Here is a 24,770-nt window from a genome sequence, read left to right as displayed (position 1 = left end):
TTGTTCTCCTCTCAATATTCGTTTGCCAATGCGCCAACGCCATCGGCAATCACAGACTCGATGGCAGGCGCATAAGTGCCTGCCAGAGCAAAATACAACGCCGATCCCTCCGGCTCATAACCGCCGTGGGAAATCTGGCGCGCGGTGGCCAGATAGCCGATCATGCCGTTGCAATAGCCTGCGCTCAGGGCGCCGGGCACCTGCTCACGCGCAATGGCCGCGTACTTCTGCGCCACTTCGGCGTTGAAGAAAAACATCGTCAATCCGCCCAGATCCAGGCGGGAGATCTCCAGCGTTTCATGGTCCCGGCACTGTTTGCGGGTGATGGCGGCCACCCACTGCCGGTGCGCCTCATCGCCGCTTTTTGCCTCTTCCATGGACTGCTCCAGACCCGTCTGGTCCAACGGCAGCTGCCGGGTGGTGCGGGTGATGAAGACTTTCTCGCCCAGCGCGGTGCCTTCGCTTTGCAGCAGCGCCTCGCAATGCGCCGTGAACTGCCGTGCAAAATTCTGCACGCCCTCATAGCTCTGCGGTATAAACCGCTCGCCCAGCACGCTGTTGGGCCGCAGGTCTGCGGTGCAGCCCTGCAGGAACACGCCCACGCTGCCGTGGAACATCTCGTCCAGCATGCGCAGCGTGGCGCCCGGATAGTCCGGATGCACCGCATTGCCGTTGGCGAGGTTTGCGTGGCATGGATAGTGCACCAGCACACCCTTCACGGTTCCGTCCGCCCGCTCCAGACGCACCACCGTCAGATGGTGGTCGGCCGGCATGTCATAGTTGGGCCACATGGCAATCCCGTCGGGCGTGTGCACCCGGCGGTACACGTTCAGGGCACATTCGCCCCGGTGCACGGTTCCGCGCACCGGCTCCACGTTCTGTGCCGCTGCGCACGCGGCGGTCTCCACCTGCGTGTACAAAAATTCGGTGTACTCTGCGTCCACCGTCTCCAGCAGAGGCGTAAAGTTGCCGCCGGTGCCCGGGCCGCTGTGGTTGTGGGAAGCGGTGAACAGGATCTGCTCTTCCTTCACCCCCAGCGCCGCCGCAAGGCGGGGCCGCGCCATGGCGACAAACTCACTGTTCCACCACAGCAGATCGCCGTAGATCAGCACCGCCCGGTCCGAACCGCAGCGGTAGTCGTGCACGCGGACATAAATGTCCTCCAGCACGCTGTCAAAGGGGGTGGTCCGGGTGGCATAGCCTGCCAGCCGGACCGGCCGGGGCGGGGTGATGGCCCGCTTGGCCGTTCCCAGCTCCATGTTCATTCCGCTTTCCCCTCTTTCTCATACAGTTCCACCACTTTGATAAAGTCGCGCAAAATGTGGAACGGATCTTTTACCGGCAGCGCCACCAGCTTGTCCTGCGGGCTGCCGTCCCGCTGGCGGATCTGCACCCATTCGCCCAATTCCTTGTTGGGGAAGGTGGAGAAGGCATAATCCGCAGACTGTTGATACAGCGCCTCGAACTCCTCGTCTCCGGTGAGCTGATACAGATACGAGAAGATGTACAGAAGTTCGGAATGCGGCCACCAGAGCTTCATGTCCCAGGTATCCTTCACCAGCTCCTCATACGGTGTGCCGATGCAGTCGCCCCTGGGCGCGCCGCCCTCCCGATCCACAAACCGAAGCAGGCCGCCGTATTTCTCGTCCCATCCCAAGTGGAAGGTGCGCTTTGCGATCTGCGCAATACGGGGCAGGTATTTGTCCAGTTCGCCGTACTCCTCAAGGAATTCCAGCAGGAACCAGGCGTCCTCCAGTGTGTGGCCGGGGTTGATGTGCCGGTCCAGCAGGCGGGTATAGCTCTTGTCATCCGAGAGATGCTCGCGGATCAGGCCGTCGCCGTCGTACAGCACATCCAGAATGAAATGGACCTTGCCGCGCACATATGCTTCCTGCTCGGCCACGTCCAGGCCGAAGGAACGGCGCATATCCATGTACTCCTGCACGGTGTTCACCAGAATCATGGGAATGCCGTGGACCTGATATCCATCGGGAACGGGATAGGGCTCGGTGAGGAAGTCGCCGCTCTCCACCCGTTTTGTGATGCTGCGATACAACCGGTGCGCCACGTCGGCCGCCTCGGTGTTTTGTGTCATTTTCGCGTACTGCGCGCTGCCGATGAGCGCAAAGCAGTCCGCATAGATGCTGGCATCGTAACGGCCGGTGGGCTCGTCCACCAGTTTCCCGCCGTCCCGCGTCAGCAGATAGCAGCAGATGTCATCCGGCCCGTAAATGGATTTGTCCGCCAGAAAACGGAAGGTCTCATCCATCAGGGGTTCCAGCTCCGCCGGGTCCACCTTGGGCAGAACTCCCTGTTTCGCCAGACGGTACACCCGCGCCAGCACCCACAGCCAGCGTCCCTGAGACCAGGTGAACTTGTTGTCGCTGAGGCGCTGGTCGCCGTTGTTGTTGATGCAATTCAAAATGCCGCCCTGTTCCCGGTCGACAAATTTCAGCCAGTACGGCAGGAAATTGTCCTGAATCTGGCTGACATAAAACGCTTTCCGTTCATTCATATCCATTTCAGTTCACAATATCCCCGGCCGAAACGGCCGGGGATCCTTTCTTTTACACTTATTCGTCTTTGCCCAATTTTACCATCAGGTCTTCGATTTCCGGTTTCACCTGCATCTTCAGGGCATACTTGTTGATCAAGCCGATGCCCGCATAGAACACGAAGGATACCGCCAGAGGAGCGATCAGCGCGATGTCCGCTTCCATGGTGAAGCCCATCTTGGTCAGTACGAATACGCCCAGGCCGGCCAGCACGGAGATGATGGCGGCTTTCGCGTCGCAGTACTTGAACGCGGGGAACAGGCCCAGCAGAAGAGGAATGGCCGTCGGTCCCAGCAGAGCGGAGAACCAGGTCAGGATCAAACCGGTGACGCCACCGAAATAGTCACTGAACAGAGCCACAAATACGGTCAGAGCAGTGAAAATGATGGTGGTGATACGCGCATACCACAGGGATTTGCGCTCGCTGGCCTGCAGGATTTTCGGATTGAAGATGGGCAGGATGTCACGGGTCAATACCGCAGAGATGGTGTTCGCGTCGGAGTTGCACATGGTCATGGTGTTGGCGAACATGGATGCCAGAACCAGGCCGACCATGCCAACCGGCAGGAAGGTGTTGGTCAGAGTTGCATACAGGCTGGCTTCCGCAGTGGCCTGATCCATGCCCGGGAAGAGCAGGGGGCCGCACCACATGGGGAAGAACAGGATGAACGGCCAAACCAGATACAGAGCTGCGGAGAACAGACCTGCTTTTTTGGCCTCCTTGGCGTCGCTGGTAGAAATGAAGCGAGCAGCCAGGTTCCAGGTACCACCACTGTAGCTGAAGAAGATAACGAAGAAGTACAGCAGAGTCCAGCTGAGAGAACCCTGGCCGCGGCCGGCGTTGAACACGGACACGTTTGCCTCGGGCAGAGCGCTGAACACGCTGAAGAAGCTCAGACCATAGTCACCCAGTTTCATGATAACGCCGATGAACAGGGCCAGGCCTGCGGCCACCTGCACGATGAACTGGATAAAGTCGGTCCACAGGTCGGCCAGAATGCCGCCGATGGCAATGTAAATCAAAGAGATCAGGCCGGAGACGATAACGCCGACCCAAATGGGCATACCCGTAAAGCCGTGGAGCAGGATGCCGATGGAAGTCCATTTTGCAGCAACGTCCAGCAGCTTGCTGCCGATACCGGAGATGGCGATCAGCACCAGACCATCCCGCGGGCAAGCCAGGCACCCAGAACAAAGTCCAGCACCAGCACCGGAACCGTGCCCAAAATGTACCACACGTTCGGGGACTTCAGTTTCATGTTCTCCTCCTCCTTTTAGGAATTGTGTTATTCCGCCAAATCTCCCGCGCAGGCTTTATCGATGTACATACGCACATTGTCCGTGCGGCGCAGGATGCTGGCCGGGCAGGCCGTGCTCACAGGGCCGGTCAGAGCCGCCACCGTGGCGTCGTGTTTTTTGTCGGACGGCACGATGCAGAAAATGTACTGGCTGGCCATCAGGCGGGGCACCGTCACGGTCAGTGCATACTCGGGCACTTCGTCCAGCGTGTCAAAGCATTTGTCGTGCACCTGCTGCTGGCGGCATACCAGATCCAGTTTTACCTTTTTAATGACTTCCTTGTCCTCAAAGTCCGCCACAGGGGGATCGTTGAACGCGATGTGTCCGTTCTCGCCGATGCCCATGAACGTCACATGGGTGGGAGCATTGCGCAGCAACTGGCCGTAGCGGGCCGTTTCCTCTTCCACCGGGCGGGACCCGTCGATCAGATTCACGCTCTTGAACGGGACCTTGTTGAAAATGGATTCGCTGAGGAAATGATTAAAGGATTTCTCGTGGCCCAGCGACAGCCCCACATACTCGTCCATGTGATAGCCGTTTACCCGGTTCCAGTCGATGCCGGGCTGTTTGCACAGCTCTTCCAGGAACTCCGACTGCGAGGGAGCAGCCGCAAAAATGCAGTTGATCTCCGGCTCTTTCTCCAGAAGCTCCCGCAGGCAGGCAGCGGCTTCCTCGGCTGCCACACGGCCCATTTCGGCGCGCGTATCAAAAATTTTCAGATCCACTTTGTCATACTGTTTTTCAATCAAAGCGATTACCTCCTTAACCTTCTGTACACCTTTCTCACGGATCGCCGCTCGACGAGCGTCGGTTCCATCACTACGTTTTCCTGGGCGCATCCGGGCTGCTCAATGGCATCCAGCAGCATACGGGCAGCCTTTCGGCCCATCTCATGCGACGGCTGGCTGATGGTGGTCAGCGCGGGTTCCACAAAATCGCTGATATAGATGTTGTCAAACCCGATCACCGAAACATCCGCCGGCACATACACGCCATTGGCCTTCAGGCACTGGATCATGCCGATGGCCGTCATATCATTGATGGCGAACACTGCGTCCGGCAGGCATTCGCCCTGTAAAAGCATCTTTCCAAGTTCGTATCCGTTGCGGAACTCCGAGTTCTCCGCGCCTGCGTCCGTGGAACCTTCGTACAGAAGCATCCGTTTGGAATTGAACCGGATCCCGTTTTCCCGCAGAGCCGCCTTATACCCTTCAAAGCGCTGCTTGCGGCTGCGCCGGTCCATGGGACCGCTGGCAAAGGCGATATCCCTGTGTCCGCACTGGATCAGATAGCGGGTGGCCAGCAGGCCGCCCTGGTAAAAGTCAAACCCCACATTGAGCCCCGGATATTCCTCATAGGTCTGGTCAAACAGCACACAGGGAATCTCCAGCCGGCGAAGCTTGTCCATCAGCGCCTCGTCCATGTGCATGCAGGACAGCAAAATTCCGGACACCTGCTTTTGCCCCAGCATTTCAATGTGCTGCGACTCCAGCCGGCTGCTGTTCTGCGAAAGGCACAGGATCGGCACATAAGAACGCTGAACGCATTCTTCTTCCACCGCAGACATCAGGCTCCCGTAAAACGGATTGACAATGGACGGCAGAACCACGCCGATCTCTTTTTCGCCCACGCCCGATTGAAGCATTTTTCCAATCAAATTGGGTTTATAATTGAGATCCTGCGCCACCTGCATCACTTTTTTCCGCAGCTGCGCACTGATGGGGTAATCGCTGCCGCTTAAAACCCGTGACACGGTTGCTGTGGACGTACCCGCCGCCCGGGCCACATCCACAATGGTGCATTTTCTGTTTTCGCTCATGAGCTCTGTCCCTTTCGGTTCAGTAAACGTTTTCTATATCATACCAGACAAAAACCCTTTTGTAAAACCAGCTTTTCTTGTTAAATGCGAACAGATTCCCTTTGTAAAATTACTGTCTTTTTCAAAAATTTCTAATTTCAAAGCATCTTATGGTAAATTTGTTTCCGGGTTTTCGAAAAAAGGAACGGCTTTCCCTCTCGAATTGTGGAAAATCCCTGATTTTACGGACATTAATTTTTTACTGTCACTTTTTTTATTCGCAGAAATTTGTTACTGGAAGCGCTTTCCAGCGGTTGTGCAAAGCTTCTAAAATCAGACCAATTTCATGGTCTGAATGCACAAACTTTCTTTTTTGTGAAAAAAAACCGTAAAATCGCGCTTTTTCAAGATCCCTTTGGCACCTGTTTCTGCGCCGGACGACACAGTTCAAAGTGGTTTTTGTGAAACCGGAGCAAGCCGTCCCGCTGCGCCCGGCTCAGTTCGCCGGACAATGCACTGCGCTCCACGCACAGATAATCCGCCAGCTGCTGCCGGTTGAACGGGATGTCAAATACATCCGCCCCCTGACGCACGGCTTCGGCAGAAAGGTAGGACAGAAGCCGCTCCCGAATGGTGTGCGGGGTGATGTGGCCGATTTTCCGGGTCAGCACCAAATTTTTGGCAGCTGCCGCCTGCAGAAGATTGTGCAAAAACCGCAGATGCGGCCCGCTGGCCGGCATGTCTTCACGCCACAAACGGGCCGGCTCCAGAAACAGCACGCAGGTTGGCTCCGCCGCGGTCACGTCCACCAGCAGCAGCGCATCCGGCACACAGGCATAGGCTTCCGCAAACACCTGCCCCGGCCGCACATGGTCCAGAATGTTCTCGTTGCCCCACGCATCCCGGCGCACCACATTGGCCCCGCCCCGCAGCACAAGCCCCAGCGCGGTCACCCGCTGGCCGGTGCGCAGGATCGTCTGCCCTTTCTCGTACTCCTTTTGCCCGGCGCTCAAATCCCGCAGCAGCACCGCACGCTGAGCTGCATCCAATCCCGCAAACAGCGGAGAATCGCTCCACTGAGAAAAATTTTCCATGGGTTTTCGCTCCTTTCGTTGTTTTAACAACATACTTTCTTCTTTGATTGTTGTACAATCACGAAGAAAAGTCAACGGAGCGGAGGAACTTTCATATGATTCGAAAAATCATTCACATCGATGAGGAAAAATGTAACGGCTGCGGCCTGTGTGCCAAAGCCTGCCACGAAAATGCCATCGGCATGGTAAACGGAAAAGCCCGCCTTCTGCGGGACGATTACTGTGACGGTCTGGGCGACTGTCTGCCCGCCTGCCCCACGGGGGCCATCACCTTTGTAGAGCGGGAAGCCGCGGCCTACAACGAAGCGGCGGTGCGCGCCAATCAGGCGCGGCTGCGGGGCGAAGCCTGCGGATGTCCCGGCAGTCAGAGCCGGAAACTAAACCCCTGCGCGCCGGGCGGAGCGGACGTTCCCTCCCAGCTGCGGCAGTGGCCGGTACAGATCAAACTGGCGCCGGTGCGCGCGCCGTATTTTCAGGGCGCGGATCTGCTGGTGGCCGCGGACTGCACCGCCTATGCCTATGGCAACTTCCACCGGGATTTCATGCAGGGGAAGGTGACGCTGGTGGGCTGCCCCAAGCTGGACGCGGTGGATTACGCCGAAAAGCTGACGGCCATTTTGCAGGAAAACGAAATTCAAAGCCTGACCGTTGTGCGCATGGAAGTGCCCTGCTGCGGCGGTATGGAGCAGGCCGTGCGGCGTGCGCTGGCCGCCTGCGGAAAGCCGCTTTCTTTGAAGGTGGTCACCCTGTCCACAGACGGCCGCATTCTGTGAGAAAACGAACAGCCGCCCCCTCGCTGAGGGGGCGGTTTTGTGTTATGATAGAGGGCGTGAAAGGAGCGAGGAACATGATTCTGTGTACGCCCGCGTGCTGTACCCGCTTTGCCTGCATTGCGGACCGCTGCGAGGACAGCTGCTGCGTGGGCTGGGAAATCGCCGTTGACAGCGCCTCTCTGGCCCGGTACGACAGCGTCCGGGGCGCCTTTGCCCAAACGCTGCAGGACAGTCTGGTTCGCACGCCCCAGGGAGCCTGTTTCCGGTTGCGGCCCGACGGGCGCTGCGCGCTGCTGAACGACGCGGGCCTGTGTGAGCTGTACATCCATCTGGGAAAAGACGCTTTGTGCCAGATCTGTGCGGATCATCCCCGCTTTTTTGAATGGTACGGTCCGGTCAAGGAGGCCGGCCTGGGCTTGTGCTGCCCCGAAGCGGCCCGGCTCTGGTTTGCTCAGCCGCTGCCCTTCTCTCTGGTGCGGCAGCCGCTGGCGGAACCGGAGAAGCCGGCACCCCTTTGGTACGAACCGCTGGAGCGGGTGCGCGCCTGTGCCTTTTCGCTGCTTCAGGACCCGGAGCGGTCCTTTCCCCAGCGGCTGGCCCTTGTGACAGCCCTGTGCGGCCACGCCCAAACCTGTGTGGACCGGGACCGTCCGGAAGATGTGGACGCAGTGCTGGCCGCCTACGCGGACCCTGCGCCGCTGCTGGAGTCGCTGGCACAAAGCGTAGCGCCGGCGGACGATTGCCGCCGGGAGGTTGTGGAGCTGTTCCGCGGTCTTTCCGCCTTGGACCCGGGCTGGACCCGCCGGTTGGAACGCTGCCCGGCCGTGCCCGGCTGGGACCCGGCCGCCGAACCCTGGCTGGAACGCTTCGCCCTGTATCTGGTATACCGTTATTTTCTGAAATCCTGCCTGGACGGCAACGTGCTGGGCCGCGGCAAATGGATGACCGCCGCCTGCCTGCTGCTGTTTGCGTTGAGCCGGGACGGGACCGACCCTGTGCTGCTGGCCAGGGAGTGGTCCAAAAACGTGGAATACTGCCCGGCCAATCTGGACCGGCTGGACCTTGCCGTGCAAAAGCTTTCCGCGTCGTCTTTGCTGGGAATGCTTGTGTCCCTGTAAGGGCGGCCGGCATTGCATTCCCGCCGTTTTTCCTTTACAATAACAGCAGCTTTATTTTCATTGGGAGGCATGTTTTATGGCCGGTTTACTGCTTGGAGCCCTGTTCGCGCTGGGCGCGCTGACCCCCAGCTTTCTGCTTGTATTTTTTCCCCCGCGCAAACGGCCGGGGCAGCTGCCCGCTTCGGAAGGACCCCTGACCGCCATGGAGTACGCAGGCCGGGCCGGGTGCCTGCTGGTGTGCTGCTTTTCCGGCGACATTTTCACCCCGCATTTCGGCCCGCTGTTCTGGCTCTCGCTGGCATTGCTGGCGGTGTACTGGCTTTTGTGGGTCCGTTTCTTTCTGGGCGGACGCAATTTCCGCCTTCTGTACGCGCCTTTGGGGCCGCTGCCCATTCCCATGGCGGTGCTGCCCGTGTGCCTGTTTGAGGTCATGGCTTTGTGGGGCCGCAGCATCGGCCTGGCGCTGGTGGCGCTGGTGCTGGCACTGGGGCATGTGCCCGCCAGCTGGCGCATTGCTCAGGCGCTGAAACACCTGCCCGATTGATTGCAAACCCCGCGCGGGTATTATATAATGACAAAAGCGATTGTATCACGAAAAAGGAGAAACGAATCATGGACCACGCCCAGCTTGCCCAATTGATGTTCCCCCACACGGAGCACGATGTGGACTACTATCTGAACAAATACGGCCCCCGCGATCTGCCGGAAGGCGCCATCGTCACCCGCTATGCTCCCAGCCCCACGGGCTTTATCCACATGGGCGCACTGTACGCGTCCTTTGTCTCCCGCACGTTTGCCAAACAGACCGGCGGCGTGTTCTACCTGCGCATTGAAGACACCGACACCAAGCGCACGGTGGACAACGGCATTCAGCTGATCATCGACGACCTGAAGAAATTCGGCGTGGTGTTTGACGAGGGCCCTGTCAGCCAGACCGAGGCGGTGGGCGATTACGGCCCCTATATTCAGACCCAGCGCAAAGAGATCTACGACACGTTTGTAAAACACCTGGTGGCGCAGGGCAAGGCCTATCCCTGCTTCTGCACCCCGGAAGAGCTGGAGGCCATCCGCGCCCAGCAGGAGCGCGAGAAGGAGCCCATCATCGGCTATTGGGGCAAATACGCCAAATACCGGGAACTGGACCCCGCCGAGGCCGCCCGCCGCATCGAGAGCGGCGAGCCCTATGTGGTGCGCCTGAAAAGCTTTGGCGATCCCACCCGCAAGGAGACCTTCCGGGATGAGATCAAAGGCAAGCTGACGGTGCCGGAGAACTGCCTGGACATTGTGATCATGAAAGGTGACGGCTTCCCCACCTATCATTTCGCCCACTTTGTGGATGATACGCTGATGCGCACCACCCACGTGATCCGCGGAGACGAGTGGATCGCCTCTCTGCCCATCCATTTGCAGCTGTTCCGCACCTTCGGATTCCAGCCGCCCAAATATGCGCACATCGCGCCGCTGATGAAAACCGAGGACGGTTCCACCCGCAAATTGTCCAAGCGCAAGGACCCCGAGTGCGCCATCAGCTATTACTTCGAAATCGGTATGCCCACCGAGTCCATTCTGCTGTATCTGGCCACCATCTGCAACAGCGACTTTGAGGACTGGTTCATGAAGAACCCGGGCGCGAAGATCGAAGACTTCACCTTCCGCTTCAACCACATCGGCAAGGCCGGTGCCATTTACGATCTGGCCAAGCTGTACAACATCTCCAAGGGATTTGTCAGCCGCATGAAGGCGCAGGAGCTGTACGACCGGTCCGCGCCGTTCCTGAAGGAGTACGACCCCGCGTTCTACGAGCTGTACAGCCGGGACGAGGCTTACTCCGTGGCCGCCCTGAACATCGACCGCGAAAAACCCAAGCCCCGCAAGGACATCGCGGTCTACGGCGACATCAAGGCACAGATCTGGTATCTGTACGACGAACTGTTCCACTCCCCCTGGCAGGACAACAGCATCATCGACACCGCCATTCTGTCGGATTATTTTGCAAATGTGTACGACCCTGCGGACGACAGCGCCGCCTGGATGGAGAAGGTCAAAGCCTTCGCGCCCAAGCACGGTTATGCGGCCGATGTGAAGGAGTATAAAAAGAACCCGGATCAGTACAAGGGCCACTTCGGCGCGATCTGCGGCATGCTGCGCTATCTGGTCACCAGCCAGACCAACTCCCCGGACCTGTATTCCATTTTGCATCTGCTGGGCGGCCAGCGGGTGCTGGCCCGCTGGAACGCCTATCAGGAGTGGGCCAAATGAGCGAATGCCTCATTCGCACCGCCAGTCCGGAAGACGCCGAGGCACTTTTGGAAATCTACGCACCTTATGTGCTTCAAACAGCGGTGACCTTTGAATACGACGTCCCCTCACGGGAGGAGTTCACCGGCCGGATGGAGCACATCCTGGCCCGCTATCCCTATCTGGCCGCTTGGGACGGCCGGCGCGTGCTGGGCTATGCCTACGCAGGCGCCTTTCATCCCCGTGCGGCCTACGGCTGGTCCGTGGAGACCACCGTCTATGTGCGCCGGGATGAGCGCCGCCTGGGTGTGGGCCGGGCGCTGTACACCGTGCTGGAGCAGGCTTTGGCCGCCCAGCATGTTCTGAACCTGAACGCCTGCATTGCTTTTCCGCCCGAAGAGGACGCGTTTCTGACCATGGACAGCGTTCGCTTTCACGAAAAAATGGGCTATCGCATGGCCGGGCATTTTCACGCCTGCGGGCGAAAGTTCGACCGCTGGTACGACATGGTCTGGATGGAAAAGCATCTTGGCCCGCACACCGGACACACAGCGGATGTGGTGCCTTTTTCCCAGGTGCGCGGCCAGCTGGGGCTGTGAGACCATGGCTCCGTCTGCCGAACCTTTTGTCCACTGGAAGCGTCCGGCGTACCGATGGTTTCTTTTGATGGGGGCGCTGATACAGCTGCTGTGCCTGTGGATGAATCTGCGGGCCCGGGAGACGATCTCCCGGGCCGGTGTGCTGACGCTTTTATGCCTCGCCGCCGGTGTTGATTCCTTCTGCAAACGAAACGCCCATTCTGTTTCCTGATACAAAAAGCGGACAAGTGTCTGACAATATGCACCATATTCGGCGTTTGAGCCGGGTGTGGTGCATTTTTAATTGGGCACAGTCCATGAACTCCATTCGCAGCCGGGCAGAGGAAAGCTGTTCAGGCGATCTTCCCGATTGGATGTAGAATTGTTTATCCGTTTATGATATGATTTAATAGGTACGCTACAAATCGAAATTTGGAGCACAATTATGAATTATACGTCTGTTGACCTAAATGAATGGCGAAGGGTAGCCTGTTTCAGTTTTATATTGATAAAATGCGAATCGTGATGAGTTTGACCGTGGATGTGGATGTGACCAACTTAAAGGCATACTCCAAGGTGCACCATCTTGATTTTTATCCTTTGATGGTGTGGGTCGTATCAAAAATCATCAATCAATATCTATCCGTCAAATGGTGAACGGGAAAGTGTGATTTACATGAAAAAAATGTCTGTGTTAGTCATGGCAGTTCTGCTCTGTTTGGCATTGGCTGCTTGCAATGAAAAAGTAAGCATCGACTTTCCTTTTGAATTGTCCAGTGTCGAAAATGTGGAAATGTTCCGCTTCACCGTTCCTGCGGAGGCGGAAAAAAAAGTGATTACCGAATCAGAAGATATTGAAGGTATTTATCAGACTTTTGAAAGTATTTCGCTGAAAGATAAAGCAACTGAACCTACCGCTGGTGGCTCGGTGACGAGTTTCCGATTTCATCTTTCTGATGGCACCTCCTACGAAGTAATCTATTCGGAAGTTGCTGTAAAATCCGGAAGAATCATCACAACGGATATGGAACAAGATTTCTTTACCTCAGCTGATATTGGAGCAACCTGGGAAAGTTACGATTATGAAGCAACCACTGCATCGGAAGATGAGCTGCCAGCGTTATATGAGTAAAGAAGCAAACAGATATTTACTCACTTCTCATCAAAAATCTTACAACTAAATACTGAAATTTTGACCGTTGATCTGCACCGCCGCGTGAGTAATCAGCGGTCCTTTTTATGCCAGATCAGAAAACGTTCGATTCACTCTGTTCAGAACAGAAACTGGACAAAACAAGGAACGGCACGACCGAAGCCATGCCGTTCCTGTAAAAAAGCGATATTCCTCCCGGGCTTTTTTGTATTCGTCACAACCGGCGGTAGACCAGAAAATCGAATCCGATCTCCGTGGTCAGCTCTGTGCGCGCGGCAAGGCGCTGCGCTCCGTCCCGGGGCGTTTTCCAATAATAGGGCGTCATCTGAAACAGCTGGCCGATCTGCTCGCCGCGCACGGTGATGCAGCCGCGCACCGGCACTCTACGCTCCAATGAAAAGCCTTTGTAGGCCACATCGCTGACCGGGTTTTCGTAGGGCGAATCGTACAGCACTTCCTTCAGCCCGTACAGATGGCGCGGACCCGGCACCGCGTACAGCAGCACCCCGCCCGGCGCCAGTACCCGGGCGAACTCGGTCTCCACCATGGGGCTGAACACGTTCATCAGGCAGTGCACCGTGCCGTCCGCCACCGGAATGGCAAAGCTTCCCGCCACGGCCCAAAACACCTGCTTGTCCCGGCCGGCCGCCGCGCGAACGGCGAACTTGGAAATGTCATACCCGGCCACACAGGCGTCCCGCCCCGCCTGGCGCAAAGCGCGGGCCACGCCTGCGGTGTAATATCCCTCGCCGCATCCGGCGTCCAGCACCCGCGGCTGCGGCACGCCGGCCGTCTGTTCCAGAACCAGCTGCGACAACTTCTGCAGAAACGGTTCGTAAAATCCGCCGTCCAGAAAAGCGCGCCGGGCCGCCACCATCTCCCGGTTGTCGCCGGGCGCCTTGGTATGCATGCGTCCGGAGGGCAGCAGATGCGCATAGCCCCGGGCGGCCAGATCAAAACTGTGGCGGGCGGGGCACTGCAGCGCGCCGCCCTGCCGCGTCAGAGCCGCGCCGCACACCGGGCAGCAAAAAGGCTGTTCCATACCATTCGTTCCTTTCAAAAAAGCGGGAGCATGGCTCCCGCTTTTCCCGTTATTCTTCGTCGCCGCCCATGCCGTGCGCTTTCATGTACTCTTCAAAGCTGGCAAACTTCTGGGCGGGTGCCCGGCGGCTGATCAGCTGAATGCTGTCGTCCACCTCTTCGGCCTCCTTGCGGGGCTGGCGGCGGGGCGCCTCTTTGGCGGGGCGCTGCCGCGCTGCCGCGCGCTCTGCCGCCGCTTTGGGTGCCCGGGGCTGCTGGGCCGGGGCCTTTTCCTTTTTCTCGGTCTTTTCGGCCTTTGCCTCTGCGTTTTGCACGGCGGGCTGTGCCGCTGCCGCGCCCTGCCGGTTTTTATTGTGCCGTCTTCCGCCCCGGCGGCGGCGCTTTTTGGGAGCGCCTTCGCCCTCGGCGGGCACGGTCTGTTTCTGGGTCTCCTGTTCCATGACTTTTTTCTCCTCTTTCCTTTTTTGCGGCCGGTTTTCCGCTTGGACGGGCACGGGGCCCTCCTGCATGGGCCAGGCATGGCCGCAAACGGGAATGTTCTGCCTGGTCAGCTTTTCAATGTCCCTCAGGTACTCCACTTCGTCGGCGCAGCAGAAACTGATCGCCACACCGTCCGCACCCGCGCGGCCCGTGCGGCCGATGCGGTGCACATAGGTCTCCGGCACGTTGGGCAGATCGTAGTTGAACACGTGGGAAAGCCCCGACACATCGATGCCCCTGGCCGCGATGTCCGTGGCTACCAGCACCCGGATCTGCCCGGTTTTGAACCGGGTCAGCGCAGTTTGACGCGCGGTCTGGCTTTTATTGCCGTGAATGGCCGCCGCCTGAATGCCCGCTTTGGCCAGGTCCCGCACCACACGGTCCGCCCCGTGCTTTGTGCGGGTGAACACCAGCGCGCTGGTGACGGCTTTGTCCTGCAGAAGGCTGGCCAGAAGATGCTTTTTATTGCCCTTGTCCACAAAGCAGACGCTCTGGCGAATGGCCTCCACCGTGGTGGCCGGCGGCGTGACCATGACCCGCACCGGCTCGTGCAGGATGCTGGCCGCCAGCTGCTCGATCTCCCGGGGCATGGTGGCCGAGAACAGAAGCGTCTGCCTCTTTTTGGGCAGATGCCGCAGCACCTTGCGCACATCCTGCACAAACCCCATGTCCAGCATGCGGTCCGCCTCGTCCAGCACGAAAATCTCCACGCTGGACAAATCCACATGTCCCTGCGCAATCAAATCGTTCAGGCGGCCGGGGGTTGCGGTGAGCACATCCACGCCCGCCCGCAGCTTTTCCACCTGGGGCGCCTGCCCCACACCGCCGAAAATGACGGTGTGCCGCACCGGCAGCCGCGCGCCGTAGGCAGCAAAACTTTCGTCGATCTGCAGCGCCAGCTCCCGGGTGGGCGTCAGCACCAGCGCGCGCACCGGGCGGGCGCTGTCTCTGCGGCAGCGGCTGTACACCAGCTGCAAAATGGGCATGGCAAACGCCGCTGTTTTGCCGGTGCCCGTCTGGGCGCATCCCAAAAGATCCCGCCCGGCCAAAACCGGCGGGATGGCCTGCTGCTGAATGGGCGACGGCTCTGTATATCCGGCCGCGTCCGCCGCTGCGAGAATGGGAGAGATCAGGTTCAGTTCACTGAATCGCATGACAAAATCCTATCTTGTTGAATTGGCATTCCGTTCTAAAGAACGCATCATACCATCTTCTAGTATAGCACAGAACCCTGCAAACCCCAAGACGGTGAACCCGAAAAATTTCACAAATTCTCTTTTGGGGGCAGACCATTGCAATTTGCGCCCGGACATGGTATCATTTCTCTATACTTCTGTGGGGGAGTAGTTTACGCGCTCATCCGGGCGCGGGTAAAGTCAACATACTGGCGAAAGCCTGGCTTTGCGTTGGAAACAAGACCCATGGGCAGTTTTTGCACTGCCCGTGGGTCTTTTTTTGTGCCCGGACCACATGCGGGAGTCTTTTCTCTCATACACATTCAATTGGAGGAGTTTGTCTTATGGATCTGATGACGTTATTTGTACTGGCGCTGGGACTGTCCATGGATGCGTTCGCCGTGTCCATTTCCAACACCATGTGCTTTTCCGGGCTGCGCCGGAGCCAGTGTGCGGCCGCCTCGCTGAGTTTCGGCCTGTTCCAGGGTCTGATGCCCACCATCGGATTTTTTGCCGGGCGCGCGTTTGCGGGTGTCATCTCCAGCGTGGACCACTGGGTGGCCTTTCTTCTGCTGGGCTTCATCGGCGGAAACATGGTGCGGGAGGCCGTGCAGGAAATGCGTCAGCCGCCCGAGTGCCCCGTGCAGCGGGACTACACCTTCCGGATGATGATGGCCCAGGCCGTGGCCACCAGCATCGACGCGCTGGCCGTGGGCGTGAGCCTGGCGGCCCTGAACGTAAACATTGCCGCGGCGGCGGGCTTCATCGGCGGCGTGACCTTTGTGTGCTGCCTGGTGGGCCACTTTTTGGGCCGCCGCTTCGGCAGTCTGCTGGGCAAACGCGCCGAGATTCTGGGCGGGTTGATCCTGATCGGCATCGGTTTGAAGATTCTGGTGGAGCATTTGTGCGAGTGAGGCAAAAAATGCCCAAAAAGACCCCGTGTTTGTTTGACACGGGGCCTTTTGTTTAGTAACATAATAAAGTGACGGCCGCGTCCAACCGGCCGCAGTTGCATTGGAGGTATCAAGTGTGGAAAATCGTGAAAAGTTTGCCTCTCGGCTCGGGTTTATCCTGATCTCGGCAGGCTGCGCCATCGGGTTGGGCAACGTGTGGCGCTTTCCCTACATCACCGGGCAGTACGGCGGTGCGGCGTTCGTATTGCTGTATCTGGTATTTCTGGTCATTCTGGGCCTGCCCGTCATGGTGATGGAGTTCGCCGTGGGCCGTGCCAGCCAGAAAAGCTGTGCCAAAAGCTTTGATCTGCTGGAGCCCAAGGGCACCAAGTGGCACTGGTATAAGTGGATGGGCTTCGGCGGCTGCTATCTGCTGATGATGTTCTACACCACTGTGGGCGGCTGGATGATCTCCTACGTGGTAAAAAGCGCCACCGGCACCTTTACCGGCATGGACACCGAAGCCGTGGGCGGCGTGTTCAACAGCATGCTGGCCAATCCCAGCGAGCTGGTGGGCTGGATGCTGGTGACCATTATGCTGGGCTTCCTGGTCTGCAGCATGGGTCTGCAGAAAGGCGTAGAGCGCATCACCAAAGTGATGATGAGCTGCCTGTTTTTGATCATGATCGTGCTGTGCGTGCGCAGCGTAACGCTGGACGGCGCCGTGGAAGGCCTGAAATTCTATCTGATTCCGGACTTCAGCAAAATGTTTGAAAACGGCTGGTCCACCTTTGGCGAGGCCGTGTACGCGGCCATGGGCCAGTCCTTCTTCACCCTGAGCCTGGGCATCTCCGCCATGGCGATCTTCGGCTCTTACATCGGCAAGGACCGCTCTCTGATGGGCGAGGCGCTGAACATCGGCATTCTGGACACCATGGTGGCCCTGATGGCCGGCCTGATCATCTTCCCCGCCTGCTTTGCCTTCGGCGTAAACCCCGGCGAGGGCCCGGGCCTTGTGTTCGTCACGCTTCCCAGTGTGTTCAATCAGATGTGGGGCGGCGCGTTCTGGGGTTCGCTGTTCTTTTTGTTCATGAGTTTTGCGGCTCTGTCCACCGTGATCGCGGTGTTCGAGAACCTGATCAGCTTCTGCATGGACAACTGGGGCTGGGACCGCAAAAAAGCCGTGGTGGTCAACGGACTGGCCGTCACGGTGCTCAGCCTTCCCTGCGCACTGGGCTACAACGCCTGGGCCGGTTTCACCGTGCCGGGCATCGGCGATATCCAGACGCTGGAAGACTTCATCGTCTCCAACAACATCCTGCCCCTGGGCAGTGTGATCTACCTGTTGTTCTGCGTGTGCAAGCGCGGCTGGGGTTGGGACAACTTCATCCGTGAGGCCGACACCGGCACCGGCGTGAAATTTCCCAAATGGGCACGGCTGTATTTGAAGTATGTGCTTCCCCTGATGATCCTGATCATCTTCATCATGGGATATGTGCCCAAGATCCAGGCCTGGATGGCGATGTAATGCAGCAAAAAGAGAGGCTGAAAAGCCTCTCTTTTTTTATTGTGCCGCCTCGGCCGTAAACAGCGCGGCCAGCGCCTTTCCCACCAGCCGTGCCGAATAAATCGCTTCCTGCAGGGTGTTGCCGTGGCCGCCCATTTCGATCAGCAGGCTGCCGGTGGTCAGGTCCTGGTTGTAATAGCGGTAATCGAAGAGAACCGGCCGGGCCAGCCCCGGGAACAGGGTTTCCATCTCATCCTGCCAGCGGGACGCAAAGCGCAGATTCTGTTTAAAGTTGGGCAGGTTTCCGTTCAGGTCCGCGCCGCAGATGATCATGACCTGGGCGGCCTTCTGGCCGTCAATTTCCACCACCGGTTTCACGCGGGTGCCGTCCTCCCGCTGGATGGCGTCCCGGTGCACGTCCAGCACCACTTTGATGGAGGGATACTGTTCCAGATAGCTTCGCACTGTGGCGTTGCTCTTTTCATAACTGCCGTTGTAGCTGGGGTAGTCGTGAAGCGTTGCGTCCTGAATGGTGCAGATGCCCGCGGCATTCAGCGTGCGGGCCATCTCCGCGCCCACCGCCACCATGTTCTGGGACGTGTCGGTATTGCGGGCCGAGTAGGCCGGGTCGCACCAGCTGCGGTCCACCGTCTCATAACTTTCCGTGGCATGGGTATGCATGATGAGCACCTGCGGCTCGGTGCTGTTCAGCTCCACGGAAAAGGGCAGCGGCTGCATCATTTCCGCCTGAATCTCCTGGGCGGAAAGCTCGGTGCAGTTGCGGATGCTGCCCGCGCCGCTCTGCACATATCCGTTTCCGGAGCCCTGCCCGTAGAAGGTCTCCTCCACCGGCACCATCCCCTCCGGCATGGGCGAATCGTCCACCGGCGCGGGCGCGATGGCCGGCTCCTGGTCCTCTGTCGGCGCGGGCTCAGCCGGCGGCTCTTCCTCCGGCTGGGGGTCCGGCTCCGGTTGCGTTTGAACCGGCGCTGTCTGCTGCTGAGGTTCCTTCTCCCGGGCGATGCGGTCATCCACCATCTGTCTGGCGGCGCCCAGTGTTGCGTCCGGCGCACACAGCAAACCGCTGAGATAGGCGGTGGTCTGCCCCGCGCTCTGCCCGCCCGGCGCAGTCACCAGCATGCCGCCCGCCACCGCCAGCGTGACGGCGCAGACCGCCGCCGGCATCCAGCGCCTTGCCCATTGCCCCCGCTTGTACATTTTGCCATCACCTCGCAGAAGTATATGCGAAGGACAGGCCGTTCATGCCCGCAGGCAGACAAAAAGCCCTCTTTGTGCCAAGCACAAAGAGGGCTTTTGAATGCGATCGTCACAGCACGGCGATGGCTTCCACTTCACACAGCACGCCCTTGGGCAGGGTTTTCACTGCCACACAGGAGCGGGCGGGTTTGGACACGAAATACGCCGCGTACACCTCATTGAACGCTGCAAAATCATCCATATCCGCCAAAAAGCAGGTGGTCTTCACCACATTGGAAAAATCCGCGCCGCTGGCGCGCAGAATGGCGCCCACATTTTCACAGCTCTGCCGGGCCTGCTGGGCGATGCCGCCTTCCACCACCGCACCGGTGGCCGGGTCCAGAGGGATCTGGCCCGAGGTGAACAGCAGATTGCCCGCGCGCACCGCCTGCGAATACGGGCCGATGGCCGCCGGAGCATTCGGGGTATTTGTCACTTCAAACATATTACTCATCCTTTCCCGCGGCCGCGGCCGCTCTGTTTGCATTGTACCGCGGCCGCGAAAAAAAAGCAAACTTATTGGGCCGGCACACAGGCCAGAATGCTGCGGGCAATGGCGTCACCCGTGGCCCACACGGTCATCTCGTCCGAGACCTGCTCGTATTCCGCCGGGTTCACCATGAACCCCACTTCCAGCAGCACCGCCGGGCAGGTGGCGTTGCGCGCCACATAATAATAGCCCCAGAACGCCCCCCGCTCCGGCCGGCCCGTGGCGGCCGCCACGTTCTGCACCAGCGTTTGCGCCAGCTGCTTGCCCGAGTCGTAGAAATAATAGCACTCCGTTCCGGCGGACTGGTTGGCGTCCACCGAAAGGTCCACGGAATTGTGATGCACCGCAATGAAAAAGTCCGGCTGCAATTCCGTGATCTTCTGGTTGCGCTGCTGCAGAGAGAGGAAGGTGTCGTCGGTGCGGATCATGTGCACCGTGGCACCCAGCTGTTCCAGACGGTAGCGGGCCGCCTGGGCAACCGCCAGATTTACGTCCTTTTCCAGCGGAGCCTCCACGCCCGCCGCGCCCATGGCGCCGCCGTCATCCTGCCCGTGGCCCGGGTCCAGCAGCACGGAGATGCCCGCCAGCGGCCGGGCCGGGTCCTGCGCCTGCACCGGCGACGGTTTCACCAGCACCTGGGTGGTCCCGTCGGCAAACTCCACGGTATGGCCCCACAGCGGCCGGTCAAAGGACAGCACGATCCGGGTGCCCGCACCGCCGTCCAGGGCGGTGACTTCCACGCCCTTCACCAGCTGCGAGCCCGCCACCGAAAAGTCCGGGGCCACGTCGGTGTCGTACAGATGCATCTCCAGCGTATTTTCCACAAGATTGGAATAAATCACCGGCGTTCCCGCGCCCTGGAAGGTCAGGGTCTCCCCCTCCTCCGTCTGCTGCGCGGTGGCTCCGGAGAACGAAGCGCGCTCCACGTCCTGCCCCAGCACGGTGGTGTTGTATGCCAGCACATAGTCGCCGCTGGTCAGCTGATAGGCCCAGGTGATCTTTCCGTTGCGGGTGGTCTCCACGCAGTTCTGCACCACACCCACGGCCCCGTCCCGCACGGTCTCGCTGATGTTTCCGTCACCGGAAGGATCGTACAGCAAACTGACCAGCCAGCCGTTGATGCGCACGGCGGTGCCCGGTTCCACTTCCTGGGTGCTGTCGTGTGGCGTGGGCTCCGGCTCGGTGGGTTCCGTCTCCATCTCCGAGGGCTGCGGAACCGGCCGCCGGATGTGCAGCGTCACGGTCTGTTCTCCCTGGGTCAGCGTATACACATTGTCGCCGGGCTGGACTGCCACCAGCACGCCGAAGGTGCCCCGGGTGCCCGTGCGCTCCACCGCTGCCCCGTTCAGTGTCAGATCCTGGCCGGGGTCCGAGGTTCCCATCACAAAGCAGTTGTCCGTGTAGATGGTGGCGCCGTCCGCCGGATAACTCACAGCCAGCTGCGTGCTGGGCGTATAATTCAGCAGCGCGGGCACATCGGCGGTGTCCAGCGCAGACAGCATCAGGCCCAGCGTCTGGGCGTCACCGCCCAGATCCGACCAGGCAAACGCCGCACCCGCAAAGGACGCGCCGGAACGGGCCGCCTCCACAGCGTGCAGGAACAGCGCCTGCGGCTGGCTCCAGGCCGCGCGGGTCACGCCCACGATCTCGCCGCCTTCTGCCAGCGGCTCATATGTATCAAAAAAGCTTCCCTCGGCCGCGGGGCGGTACACCCGCACCCCGGCCACCGGATACTTGCGGGCCAGCCGCTCCAGCGCCAGGGACTGCCATTTGTCCGAAGGATCGTAGACCGACTGGTCCACGGCGGCGTACACGCTCAGCCCCTCCTCACCGGCCGCCTGACACCACAGCGCCAGCCCGTCCGTGGGGTGAAACAACGTGTCACCGGCGGTCATCTGCTCCAGAGCCGGCACGGCCCAATCCCGGTAGACCGCGCCCTCCCGGGTCTGCACCACCAGCACCAGCCCGTTCATTCCCCGTGCCCGGGCCTGCTGGGCCACGCTGCGTGCCTCGGCCAGAATTTCGTCCGCGCTCATATCGCTGCGCAGAGCATCTCCCTCCGGGCCGAAACGCACCGAAGCCGCCCGCAGTGCCCCGTTGGGTTCCTGTGCGCTGGCCGCAGTCCGGTCCGCTTGCGGCGGATAAAACGCCAGATACAGCACCACCGCGGCCAGTGCCGCCAAAACGGTCAGCCCCACCACCGCCAGGATGGCGCCCCGGCGCCTGTTCTTCGGTCGTTTGTGCATTCGCTCATCTCCCTCCCCGTCTTGTGCTCAGTATAGCACGCTCCGGCGGTGCAGATGTGGCGAAAGCGTAAATTTTGCCGCTGGCAAAAAAAGCCTTATCAAACAGCCCCGGCTGTGTTATGCTAGATATTGTATTTTATGAATAAAAGGAGCGAGTATGCCTTGCATCTTCCCGAAAAAGCTTTTACACATGGTGGAAAATTCCATGCGGACGACGTTTTCAGCGCCGCGCTGCTGAAGCTGTGTCGTCCGGATATAGAAATTCTGCGCGGTTATCAGGTGCCGGACGGCTTCGACGGACTTGTGTTCGACATTGGTGACGGCCCCTTCGATCATCACGCCAAAGGCAGCCCTGTGCGGGAAAACGGCGTTCCCTACGCGGCCTTCGGGCTTCTGTGGCGGGAACTGGGGCCCACACTGCTGCACCCGGACGATGCCCGCCGCTTTGACGAGGGCTTTGTGCAGCCGCTGGACCTGGATGACAACACCGGATGCGGCAACCAGCTGGCCAACTGCATCATGGCGTACAATCCGCTTTGGGACAGCGAAGCCAGCCCCGACCAGTGCTTTGACCGGGCTGTGGAAGTGGCCAAAGAACTGCTGGACCACAAGCTGGAGAGCATCCGTGCCATCCGCCGGGCGGAAGAAGAAGTGCGCGCCGCCCTGGCCAAGTGCCGTCACGGCGTGGTGCGCATGCGCCGCTTTGCCCCCTGGAAGCAGTATCTGATCCCCAGCAAGGCCAAATTCGTGGTATTTCCGTCCCAGCGGGGCGGCTGGTGCGCCCAGGCGGTCCCGGCAGGGTTCGGCACCCAGGCGCTGAAGGTGGCCTTCCCCCGTGCCTGGGCCGGCGCGCGGGAAGACGAACTGCCCGCGATCTCGGGCATTGAGACCCTGCGCTTCTGCCATGCGGGGCGCTTTCTCATCACCACCGGAACCGAGGAGGACGCCATCACCGCCTGCGAGACCGCCATGGCGTTTGGCGAGCGGTGAGCCACTTCGTCTACATGCTGCAGTGTGCAGACGGCACGCTGTACACCGGCTGGACCCCGAACCTCGCCCGCCGTCTTCAGGCGCACCGGGCGGGCAAAGGAGCCAAATACACCCGGGGGCGCGGCCCTCTGATGCTGGTTTACACCGAACAGCTGGATGACAAAAGCCAGGCACTGCGCCGGGAGGCGGAATTGAAAGCACTGCCACGGAACCGGAAGCTGGCGCTGTGCGCGCCCTTTCGGCAGGCGGTGCAGGCGCTGACCGCCGCCGGACGGCAGGACGCCCTTTCGCTGCTGGAAAGCGGGGCGCGCCTTTTGGAATGCGACGGCAAAACCGTGCGCATCCAGGGAAAAGACGGTGCCGAGCAGGTCTTTTTTCTCTGAAAAACAAACATCTCCCGGCCGGATGATTCCGGCCGGGAGATGCTTTTATGAATCACTTTTTTCCCCGGTGGGGTCCTCGTTCATCAAGGTGACGCGCAGCCATTCAATGCGCTGATCGTCCATTTTTTCCACCCGCACATGCAGGCGTTTCCAGGTGAAGCTTTCCCCTTCCTCGGGAATGTGCTGGAACATATCCAGCGCCCAGCCGCTGACGGTGGAATAATCGTCTTCGAAGTCCTTGTCCTCGTAATCCATGGCCTCGAACAAATCTTCCATTTTCGCGTCGCCGGCCACCTGCCAGATGTTGTCGCCCTGGGGCTGAATATCCTGCTCCGCCACGTCGGACTCGTCCCAGATCTCACCCACCAGCTCTTCCAGAATATCCTCCATGGTCACAAGGCCCAGGGTGCCGCCGTGTTCATCGGTGACAATGGCCATGTGCTGTTTTTCGCGCCGCAGTTCCGCCAGCAGTTCGTTGATGCGCTTGGTGCGGTACACAAACAGCACGTCCCGGCGCAGCTTGCGGGGGTCAATGGTCTCTCCGCGGGACAGGCATGCCAGCAGATCCCGGGCGTGCAGCACACCCACAATGTGGTCAATGCTTCCGTCATACACCGGAATGCGGGAGTGACCGCCCTGCAGGCAAAGCTTCAGGATCTCCTCGGGGGGATCGTCCAGCGAAGCGGCCCCGATGTCCACACGGGGCACCAGAATGTCCTGCACGGTGATGTTGTCGAAATCAATGGCGGACTGAATGATGTCTGTCTCCTGCCGGTCCAGCACGCCTTCTTCCTCAACGGTGTCAATGATGACCTTCAATTCTTCCTCGGTCACGCTGGGCTGCACGTTCAATTCATTGGAACGCAGGCCCGTCAGCAGGCGCTTGATCTGCACAAACACCCAAGCCACCGGTGTCAATACCGTTTTGATGAAGCTCAAAAACGGGGCGAACATCAGCGAAAATTTTTCCGGCCGCTCCTTTGCCAGACTCTTGGGCAAAATCTCGCCAAAGATCAGCACCAGCACAGTGGTCACGCCTGTGGCAACTACGGCGCCGTTGGCTCCCATCAGGGTGGTGCACAGCACCGTGGAGATGGACGCAGACGCCAGGTTCACCACGTTGTTGCCAATGAGAATGGTGGACAGGGTGCGGTCATAGTCATCCGCCAGATCCAGAACTTTGCGGGCTTTTTTGTCACCGTCCTCGGCGCGGGTCTTCATGCGCACCCGGTTGATGGACGACAGCGAAGTTTCACTGGCGGAGAAAAACGCGGAAAAAATCAGCAAAATCATAAACGCCAGTATACTAGGGCCAGGGTTATCCAAACAATCATCACTCCTATAAAAATTCAGGATGGTACGCCCCGGTCGGGGCGCTCGTATACTTTATTATGATAACAAAATGCGTGTAAAAATGCAAACCGGCACCCAAAATCCGGCCAGCTGCTGGCGCTGAGAATGTTCCTCTATGAATATCTGCTTTACCGCTGCGGCCAAACCGAGGAGTAAGCCATGGCTGAAGTACCGGCAAATCAAGGGCTTTACCCAGGAACAGCTGGCGGAAAAGGTGGGCGTGCGCCTGGAAAAAGCCCCGTACAATCCTTCCCTGAAACTTGCCATCGACCTTTCCCGGGCTGTAGAGGCGCCCATCGAAGAGCTTTTTGTCTTTGACTGAGAAAAAGGCCGGCTCAGCGCTTGCTGA

The 24,770-nt window shown here is 59.5% G+C and carries 25 protein-coding genes; 13 read left to right on the top strand and 12 right to left on the bottom strand.

Translation table 11 applies throughout. From position 1 onward, the window contains the following. Nucleotides 1–11: 11 nt before the first annotated feature. From WMO24_RS15495 to WMO24_RS15470, 6 genes are all read right to left on the bottom strand, one after another. Entirely contained in the window at nt 12–1,265 is a 1,254-nt protein-coding gene (locus tag WMO24_RS15495) for an alkaline ceramidase (protein WP_349217289.1), read from the bottom strand. Beyond that, complete coding sequence (locus WMO24_RS15490; protein ID WP_349217288.1) at nt 1,262–2,515, bottom strand: AGE family epimerase/isomerase; 1,254 nt, start codon at nt 2,513–2,515, stop codon at nt 1,262–1,264. Before WMO24_RS15490 ends, WMO24_RS15495 begins: the two co-directional genes overlap by 4 nt. A 58-nt stretch (nt 2,516–2,573) precedes the next feature. After that, entirely contained in the window at nt 2,574–3,713 is a 1,140-nt protein-coding gene (locus tag WMO24_RS15485; RefSeq protein WP_349217287.1) for a sodium:solute symporter family transporter, read from the bottom strand. A gap of 128 nt (nt 3,714–3,841) precedes the next feature. After that, complete coding sequence (locus WMO24_RS15480) at nt 3,842–4,603, bottom strand: glucosamine-6-phosphate deaminase (protein ID WP_349217286.1); 762 nt, start codon at nt 4,601–4,603, stop codon at nt 3,842–3,844. Between the two features lie 5 nt (nt 4,604–4,608). Next, nucleotides 4,609–5,673 carry a LacI family DNA-binding transcriptional regulator gene (locus WMO24_RS15475; protein WP_349217285.1) on the bottom strand — a complete coding sequence of 355 codons (1,065 nt, stop codon included), beginning with the start codon at nt 5,671–5,673 and terminating at the stop codon, nt 4,609–4,611. Between the two features lie 383 nt (nt 5,674–6,056). Continuing rightward, nucleotides 6,057–6,746, bottom strand: coding sequence for a Crp/Fnr family transcriptional regulator (locus WMO24_RS15470; RefSeq protein ID WP_349217284.1), 690 nt, complete (start codon nt 6,744–6,746; stop codon nt 6,057–6,059). Nucleotides 6,747–6,841: 95 nt separating this feature from the next. Between WMO24_RS15470 and WMO24_RS15465 the strand changes: the two genes are divergently transcribed. From WMO24_RS15465 to WMO24_RS15430, 8 genes are all read left to right on the top strand, one after another. Beyond that, the gene (locus tag WMO24_RS15465; protein WP_349217283.1) at nt 6,842–7,519 is read left to right on the top strand and encodes a 4Fe-4S binding protein; all 678 of its coding nucleotides are present in this window, start codon (nt 6,842–6,844) and stop codon (nt 7,517–7,519) included. A 74-nt stretch (nt 7,520–7,593) separates the two neighbouring features. Beyond that, nucleotides 7,594–8,637: a flagellin lysine-N-methylase gene (gene fliB / locus WMO24_RS15460; protein ID WP_349217282.1), complete on the top strand. Its 1,044-nt coding sequence runs from the start codon at nt 7,594–7,596 to the stop codon at nt 8,635–8,637. Nucleotides 8,638–8,713: 76 nt separating this feature from the next. After that, nucleotides 8,714–9,181 (top strand): hypothetical protein, encoded by a 468-nt coding sequence (locus WMO24_RS15455; protein WP_349217281.1) that lies wholly within the window; start codon nt 8,714–8,716, stop codon nt 9,179–9,181. A 68-nt stretch (nt 9,182–9,249) separates the two neighbouring features. Continuing rightward, nucleotides 9,250–10,896: a glutamate--tRNA ligase gene (gene gltX, locus WMO24_RS15450; protein WP_349217280.1), complete on the top strand. Its 1,647-nt coding sequence runs from the start codon at nt 9,250–9,252 to the stop codon at nt 10,894–10,896. Further along, a complete protein-coding gene (locus tag WMO24_RS15445) occupies nt 10,893–11,474 on the top strand; it encodes a GNAT family N-acetyltransferase (RefSeq protein WP_349217279.1) in 582 nt (193 codons plus the stop codon). The genes gltX and WMO24_RS15445 overlap by 4 nt, the downstream gene beginning before the upstream one ends. A 4-nt stretch (nt 11,475–11,478) precedes the next feature. Then, nucleotides 11,479–11,685, top strand: a complete 207-nt coding sequence (locus WMO24_RS15440) for a hypothetical protein (RefSeq protein WP_349217278.1) — start codon at nt 11,479–11,481, stop codon at nt 11,683–11,685. 242 nt (nt 11,686–11,927) lie between these two features. Beyond that, a complete protein-coding gene (locus WMO24_RS15435) occupies nt 11,928–12,110 on the top strand; it encodes a CatA-like O-acetyltransferase (RefSeq protein ID WP_349217277.1) in 183 nt (60 codons plus the stop codon). 43 nt (nt 12,111–12,153) lie between these two features. Then, nucleotides 12,154–12,585, top strand: a complete 432-nt coding sequence (locus WMO24_RS15430; RefSeq protein ID WP_349217276.1) for a hypothetical protein — start codon at nt 12,154–12,156, stop codon at nt 12,583–12,585. A gap of 235 nt (nt 12,586–12,820) precedes the next feature. Here the strand turns inward: WMO24_RS15430 and WMO24_RS15425 are convergent, their stop codons facing one another. Together WMO24_RS15425 and WMO24_RS15420 are read right to left on the bottom strand one after the other, a co-directional pair. Then, entirely contained in the window at nt 12,821–13,648 is an 828-nt protein-coding gene (locus WMO24_RS15425; protein ID WP_349217275.1) for a putative RNA methyltransferase, read from the bottom strand. Nucleotides 13,649–13,697: 49 nt separating this feature from the next. Beyond that, nucleotides 13,698–15,281 carry a DEAD/DEAH box helicase gene (locus tag WMO24_RS15420; protein ID WP_349217274.1) on the bottom strand — a complete coding sequence of 528 codons (1,584 nt, stop codon included), beginning with the start codon at nt 15,279–15,281 and terminating at the stop codon, nt 13,698–13,700. Nucleotides 15,282–15,646: 365 nt separating this feature from the next. On the opposite strand from WMO24_RS15420, the gene WMO24_RS15415 reads away from it, so the two are divergent. Together WMO24_RS15415 and WMO24_RS15410 are read left to right on the top strand one after the other, a co-directional pair. Then, nucleotides 15,647–16,216: a manganese efflux pump MntP gene (locus tag WMO24_RS15415; RefSeq protein ID WP_349217273.1), complete on the top strand. Its 570-nt coding sequence runs from the start codon at nt 15,647–15,649 to the stop codon at nt 16,214–16,216. 115 nt (nt 16,217–16,331) lie between these two features. After that, nucleotides 16,332–17,723, top strand: a complete 1,392-nt coding sequence (locus WMO24_RS15410; RefSeq protein ID WP_349217272.1) for a sodium-dependent transporter — start codon at nt 16,332–16,334, stop codon at nt 17,721–17,723. Between the two features lie 36 nt (nt 17,724–17,759). Here the strand turns inward: WMO24_RS15410 and spoIIP are convergent, their stop codons facing one another. The 3 genes from spoIIP to WMO24_RS15395 form a co-directional block, all read right to left on the bottom strand. Then, nucleotides 17,760–18,920, bottom strand: a complete 1,161-nt coding sequence (gene spoIIP, locus WMO24_RS15405) for a stage II sporulation protein P (protein WP_349217271.1) — start codon at nt 18,918–18,920, stop codon at nt 17,760–17,762. Between the two features lie 109 nt (nt 18,921–19,029). After that, on the bottom strand, nt 19,030–19,404 hold the full coding sequence (locus WMO24_RS15400; RefSeq protein WP_349217270.1) for a RidA family protein: 375 nt from the start codon (nt 19,402–19,404) through the stop codon (nt 19,030–19,032). 71 nt (nt 19,405–19,475) lie between these two features. Next, nucleotides 19,476–21,695: an N-acetylmuramoyl-L-alanine amidase gene (locus tag WMO24_RS15395; RefSeq protein WP_349217268.1), complete on the bottom strand. Its 2,220-nt coding sequence runs from the start codon at nt 21,693–21,695 to the stop codon at nt 19,476–19,478. A gap of 138 nt (nt 21,696–21,833) precedes the next feature. Between WMO24_RS15395 and WMO24_RS15390 the strand changes: the two genes are divergently transcribed. Both WMO24_RS15390 and WMO24_RS15385 read left to right on the top strand, forming a co-directional pair. Then, the gene (locus WMO24_RS15390) at nt 21,834–22,685 is read left to right on the top strand and encodes an MYG1 family protein (RefSeq protein ID WP_349217267.1); all 852 of its coding nucleotides are present in this window, start codon (nt 21,834–21,836) and stop codon (nt 22,683–22,685) included. Nucleotides 22,686–22,699: 14 nt separating this feature from the next. Continuing rightward, entirely contained in the window at nt 22,700–23,068 is a 369-nt protein-coding gene (locus WMO24_RS15385) for a GIY-YIG nuclease family protein (protein WP_349217266.1), read from the top strand. A 45-nt stretch (nt 23,069–23,113) separates the two neighbouring features. Here WMO24_RS15385 and WMO24_RS15380 read toward each other — a convergent pair whose 3' ends face one another. Then, nucleotides 23,114–24,361: an HlyC/CorC family transporter gene (locus WMO24_RS15380; RefSeq protein ID WP_349217265.1), complete on the bottom strand. Its 1,248-nt coding sequence runs from the start codon at nt 24,359–24,361 to the stop codon at nt 23,114–23,116. 175 nt (nt 24,362–24,536) lie between these two features. Here WMO24_RS15380 and WMO24_RS15375 point away from each other — a divergent pair, with 175 nt between their 5' ends. Beyond that, nucleotides 24,537–24,743, top strand: a complete 207-nt coding sequence (locus WMO24_RS15375; RefSeq protein WP_349217264.1) for a helix-turn-helix transcriptional regulator — start codon at nt 24,537–24,539, stop codon at nt 24,741–24,743. Nucleotides 24,744–24,770: the final 27 nt, after the last annotated feature.

The sequence above is a fragment of the Ruthenibacterium intestinale genome (assembly GCF_040096265.1).
Classification (GTDB): Bacteria; Bacillota; Clostridia; order Oscillospirales; family Ruminococcaceae; genus Ruthenibacterium; species Ruthenibacterium komagatae.
Note: the sequence above shows the minus strand (reverse complement) of the source record. Positions and strands in the feature narration are given on the sequence as shown.

Bases quoted from the DNA above. Each gene is read 5' to 3' on its own strand.
- WMO24_RS15495 (WP_349217289.1), bottom strand. From the start codon at position 1,265: ATGAACATGGAGCTGGGAACGGCCAAGCGGGCCATCACCCCGCCCCGG.
- WMO24_RS15490 (WP_349217288.1), bottom strand. From the start codon at position 2,515: ATGAATGAACGGAAAGCGTTTTATGTCAGCCAGATTCAGGACAATTTC.
- WMO24_RS15475 (WP_349217285.1), bottom strand. From the start codon at position 5,673: ATGAGCGAAAACAGAAAATGCACCATTGTGGATGTGGCCCGGGCGGCG.
- WMO24_RS15470 (WP_349217284.1), bottom strand. From the start codon at position 6,746: ATGGAAAATTTTTCTCAGTGGAGCGATTCTCCGCTGTTTGCGGGATTG.
- WMO24_RS15465 (WP_349217283.1), top strand. From the start codon at position 6,842: ATGATTCGAAAAATCATTCACATCGATGAGGAAAAATGTAACGGCTGC.
- fliB (WP_349217282.1), top strand. From the start codon at position 7,594: ATGATTCTGTGTACGCCCGCGTGCTGTACCCGCTTTGCCTGCATTGCG.
- WMO24_RS15455 (WP_349217281.1), top strand. From the start codon at position 8,714: ATGGCCGGTTTACTGCTTGGAGCCCTGTTCGCGCTGGGCGCGCTGACC.
- gltX (WP_349217280.1), top strand. From the start codon at position 9,250: ATGGACCACGCCCAGCTTGCCCAATTGATGTTCCCCCACACGGAGCAC.
- WMO24_RS15445 (WP_349217279.1), top strand. From the start codon at position 10,893: ATGAGCGAATGCCTCATTCGCACCGCCAGTCCGGAAGACGCCGAGGCA.
- WMO24_RS15440 (WP_349217278.1), top strand. From the start codon at position 11,479: ATGGCTCCGTCTGCCGAACCTTTTGTCCACTGGAAGCGTCCGGCGTAC.
- WMO24_RS15435 (WP_349217277.1), top strand. From the start codon at position 11,928: ATGGCGAAGGGTAGCCTGTTTCAGTTTTATATTGATAAAATGCGAATC.
- WMO24_RS15430 (WP_349217276.1), top strand. From the start codon at position 12,154: ATGGCAGTTCTGCTCTGTTTGGCATTGGCTGCTTGCAATGAAAAAGTA.
- WMO24_RS15425 (WP_349217275.1), bottom strand. From the start codon at position 13,648: ATGGAACAGCCTTTTTGCTGCCCGGTGTGCGGCGCGGCTCTGACGCGG.
- WMO24_RS15420 (WP_349217274.1), bottom strand. From the start codon at position 15,281: ATGCGATTCAGTGAACTGAACCTGATCTCTCCCATTCTCGCAGCGGCG.
- WMO24_RS15415 (WP_349217273.1), top strand. From the start codon at position 15,647: ATGGATCTGATGACGTTATTTGTACTGGCGCTGGGACTGTCCATGGAT.
- spoIIP (WP_349217271.1), bottom strand. From the start codon at position 18,920: ATGTACAAGCGGGGGCAATGGGCAAGGCGCTGGATGCCGGCGGCGGTC.
- WMO24_RS15400 (WP_349217270.1), bottom strand. From the start codon at position 19,404: ATGTTTGAAGTGACAAATACCCCGAATGCTCCGGCGGCCATCGGCCCG.
- WMO24_RS15395 (WP_349217268.1), bottom strand. From the start codon at position 21,695: ATGCACAAACGACCGAAGAACAGGCGCCGGGGCGCCATCCTGGCGGTG.
- WMO24_RS15390 (WP_349217267.1), top strand. From the start codon at position 21,834: ATGAATAAAAGGAGCGAGTATGCCTTGCATCTTCCCGAAAAAGCTTTT.
- WMO24_RS15385 (WP_349217266.1), top strand. From the start codon at position 22,700: ATGCTGCAGTGTGCAGACGGCACGCTGTACACCGGCTGGACCCCGAAC.
- WMO24_RS15380 (WP_349217265.1), bottom strand. From the start codon at position 24,361: ATGATTTTGCTGATTTTTTCCGCGTTTTTCTCCGCCAGTGAAACTTCG.
- WMO24_RS15375 (WP_349217264.1), top strand. From the start codon at position 24,537: ATGAATATCTGCTTTACCGCTGCGGCCAAACCGAGGAGTAAGCCATGG.